Raw genomic sequence first — 670 nt, 5'->3', positions numbered from 1 at the left:
GGTAATTGCTCACCCTACCCATCGGGCAGGGAAGGCGGTGGCTTGGGTTGGGTAACCGGATTGGCCTACCAGATGTAGATTTCTGTTGCGTTGGCTGGGCGGATATGAGTCAACCAGTCCATGACTCCGCCGCCCGATCTCTCCACCCTGTCGCCGTCCGAGAAGGATACGCTGATCAGCGTGCTGATCGCGCGGCTGGACGCGGTGGAGGCGGAGAACGCGCTGCTGCGGGAGAAGTTGAACTTGCCGCCGAAGACGCCGGACAATTCGAGCAAGCCGCCCTCGCAGGGCCAGAAGCCGAACGGCGAGACCAAGGCGAAGCCGAAGGGCAAGGCCCATGCGGGCGCCCATCGTCCGCTGCATCCGAACCCGACGCGACGGCAGGACGTGCTGGCCGAGTACTGCCCGCACTGCCGGGCGGATGTGGCGGGTGTGGTTCAGGCCGAGGTTCACGCCTACGATCGCATCGAAATCCCCGAGATCACGCCGGACGTGACCCGTGTGACGCTGTTCGGCGGCACCTGCCCCTGCTGCGCCAGGCGCTTCAAGGCGACGCCCCCTGCCGGGCTGGAGCCGGGGTCGCCGTTCGGCCCCAACCTGCGGGCCTTCGTCCTTTACCTGCGTTTCGGCCAGGCAATTCCGTTCGAACGGCTGGAGCGGCTGCTGCTTG

General features: G+C 66.3%; 1 pseudogene. It reads left to right on the top strand.

Going from position 1 to position 670, the window contains the following annotated elements:
* Positions 1–120: 120 nt before the first annotated feature.
* Positions 121–670: pseudogene (locus IEW15_RS25620) on the top strand (IS66 family transposase); the annotation flags it as partial.

It is taken from the genome of Tistrella bauzanensis, assembly GCF_014636235.1.
In the GTDB taxonomy this organism is placed as follows: domain Bacteria; phylum Pseudomonadota; class Alphaproteobacteria; order Tistrellales; family Tistrellaceae; genus Tistrella; species Tistrella bauzanensis.
This window is presented reverse-complemented; position numbering and strand designations above follow the sequence as displayed.